The organism is Xanthomonas sp. SHU 308, assembly GCF_000364645.1.
In the GTDB taxonomy this organism is placed as follows: Bacteria; Pseudomonadota; Gammaproteobacteria; order Xanthomonadales; family Xanthomonadaceae; genus Xanthomonas_A; species Xanthomonas_A sontii.
Genome location: NZ_AQOK01000836.1, coordinates 1 through 2,880 on the forward strand (window position 1 = coordinate 1; position 2,880 = coordinate 2,880).

Annotated in this window: 2 protein-coding genes; one reads left to right on the forward strand and one right to left on the reverse strand. The window is 72.5% G+C overall.

Features of this window, described 5'->3' with window-relative positions; all coding sequences use genetic code 11:
• Nucleotides 1-2,147 (forward strand): GGDEF domain-containing phosphodiesterase (locus tag D588_RS0121870; protein WP_017917521.1); only part of this gene is annotated, 2,147 nt, incomplete at its 5' end.
• Here the strand turns inward: D588_RS0121870 and D588_RS0121875 are convergent.
• Nucleotides 2,137-2,880, reverse strand: a 744-nt coding sequence (locus tag D588_RS0121875) for a hypothetical protein (protein WP_017917522.1), incomplete at its 5' end; no start/stop codon positions are given. The genes D588_RS0121870 and D588_RS0121875 overlap by 11 nt on opposite strands.

Below are 2,880 nucleotides of genomic sequence, written 5' to 3' on the forward strand. Positions count from 1 at the left end.
TGCGCGAGACGCTGTCCGGCTGGTGGTGGTTCGCCGCGGCGGCGGCGCTGGTGTACGTGCTGTACCTGCTCGGCCTGGCCTATCTGCTGGTCAGCCTGCGCCGTGCCGAGCGTCGCCAGCGCCACCTGCTGCAGCGCCTGCGCCGCGGAGACGAGGATCTGCGCCTGGCGCACGGGATGGGCGGCATCGGCACCTGGCGCGTCGACATCGCGCAGCGTGTGCTGCGCCTGTCCGAACCGACCGGCGCGATGTTCGGCCTGCAGCGCATGCAACTGCCCATCGAGGCGTTCCTGGCGCGGATCCACGACGAGGATCGCGCACGGGTGACGCAGCTGTACGAGGACGCTGCGCAAGGGCGCGCGGACTACAACACCGTCTATCGCATGCACCTGCCCGATGGACGCCTGCGCTGGCTGGCCGCGCGCGGCGCGCTGGTGCACACCCGTGAGGGCGTGTGCATGACCGGCGCGGTGCAGGATGTCAGCGACCGGGTGGCGGCGCACGCGCGCCTGCTCGATGCCGAGCGCCAGTTCCGCCTGGTGTTCGACCGCAATCCGCTGCCGTACTGGGTGTTCGCCGTGGATAGCCTGCGTTTCCTGGAAGTGAACCAGGCCGCGGTGCGCCAGTACGGCTACAGCCGCGAGGAATTCCTGGCGATGGACCTGCGCGATCTGCGCCCGGCGGAGGACGCGGAGCGCTTGCTGCAGGACGTGCGCAAACCGCGCGAGGGCTTCGACGCGCCGAGCGTGTGGACGCATCGGCGCAAGGACGGCAGCCTGCTGTCGGTGTGCATCCACAGCGCCGACCTGGAGTTCGGCGGCGTGCCGGCGCGGCTGATCCTGGCCGAGGACGTCACCGAGCGCCTGGCCCACGAACGCGAACTGGCCTATCTCGCACGCCACGAATTCAGCACCGGCCTGCTCAAGCCGCGGGCGCTGGCCGAAGCCCTGCGCGCGCAGCGCGGCGGCTACGCCATCGCCTACGTGCAGGTGCGTGGCCTGGCCCTGATCGGCGACACCCTCGGCCGCGCCGTCGGCGATGCAGTGCGTTGCGCAGTGGCCGAGCGCATCCGCGCGCTCGGCGAGCGCTTCGGGCTGAGCGCGCACCAGCCGGCGCAGGACTTCGTGCTGGCGATCCTGGACCCGCAGGCCCTGCCGCTGGCCTTGCAGGCACTGCAGGAGGCGCTGTACGCACCGGTGCAGGGCGGCGAATTCGCTCAGCAGCTGCAGGCGCACATCGGCGTGGCGCTGTGTCCGGACGATGCCGCCGATGCCGACGAGGCGATCGGCAGCGCCGCGCAGGCCGCGCATGCGGCGCAGGCAGAGGGCCGCAGCCTGGTGCGATTCGACCGCGCCATGGCCGCGCGCACCGGCGAACGCCTGCGCCTGGCCGGGCGCATCCAGCAGGCGATCGAGCGCCAGGAGTTCGAGCTGTATTTCCAGCCGATCATGGACGCCGTCAGCGGCGCGCCGCGCGAACTGGAAGCCCTGATCCGCTGGCCGCAGGCCGATGGCGGTTTCATCGCGCCGGATGCGTTCATCCAGTTGTGCGAGGACACCGGGCTGATCCTGCCGCTGGGGCGCTGGGTGATGCGCGCGGCGGCGCGGGCGCGTCGCGCCCTGGTCGAGCACGGATGGCCGGACCTGCCGGTGGCGGTGAACGTGTCGGCGTTGCAGTTCTTCGATGGCGATCTGGTCGCCGACCTGGTGCAGGCCTGCGCCGAGGCCGGGCTGGCCGCCAACGGCCTGCAATTGGAGCTGACCGAGAGCAGCCTGATGCGGCAGCCGCAGCAGGCCGGCGATGTGCTGCGGCAACTGCGCGCGCTGGGCGTGCGCGTGGCCCTGGACGATGTCGGCACCGGCTTCTCCAGCATGGCGTATCTGCGCGCCCTGCCGCTGGACACGCTGAAGATCGATCGCAGCTTCGTCGCCGAGGTGGACCGCGATCCACGCAACGCCTCGATCTGCCAGGCGCTGCTGACCCTGGGGCATTGCCTGGGGCTGGACGTGGTCGCCGAGGGCGTGGAAACCGAGGCGCAGCTGCGCTGGTTGCGCACGCACGGCTGCGGCGGCGTGCAGGGCTATCTGCTCGGGCGTCCGGCCCCGTTGGCGGATGTGCTGCAGCGGTTCGGCGCGGTCACAGCATGAGTTCCACGTCGTGGCCGCTGCCCGGTGCCGGCAGCGGCTCGCCGTCCCAGTAACGCCGCAGCGGTTCGCGCACCAGGTCCAGCGCGGTGGAGGCACCGCGCGCGCCCGGATAGCGCTGCAGGTTGCGCGACTGCAGCGCGAGCATGCGTCGGTCCTGTTCGCCGACCCGGCGCAGCAGCGGCCACACCAGCAGCCGCACCGCCCACGCCGGCGCCCAGCGCCCCTCCACGTGCAGGCTGGCGAAGACGTCGGTGCTGCGCGCGTCGAGCGGGGTGAAGTGGAGGCTGATCCGCACGCGGCCGCCGCGCGCGTAGCGGTACTCGATCTGCGCGCTGCCGGGGCCGGCGAAATGCGCGCGTTCCAGGATGCGCGGCGATTCGAACAACCGGTACAGCCAGCCGCTCTGCGCCGCGGCGCCGCGGTAGTCGACGTGGAAGCCTTCGTCGGTGTGGCGCAGCTCGGCGCGCATGGCGGTGCGCGCGCCGCCGCGCCGCACCAGTCCCGGATGCAGAAGATGGGTGTGCAGCGGGTCCAGGAAGTTCTCCAGCGCATCGACCACGTGCGCCTCCCAGCGCGTGCGCCACAGGAAGCGCCGCGCCGACGGCTGCAGCGCCTGCACCAGTTGCGAGGGCGCGTCCGCGCCTTGCGGGTCGGGACGCAGCCAGATCAGGCCGTCGTGTTCGCGCGCGGCGAAGGCGCGGACCCGCACCGCCGGCGGCGCCTGCCCCGGCGG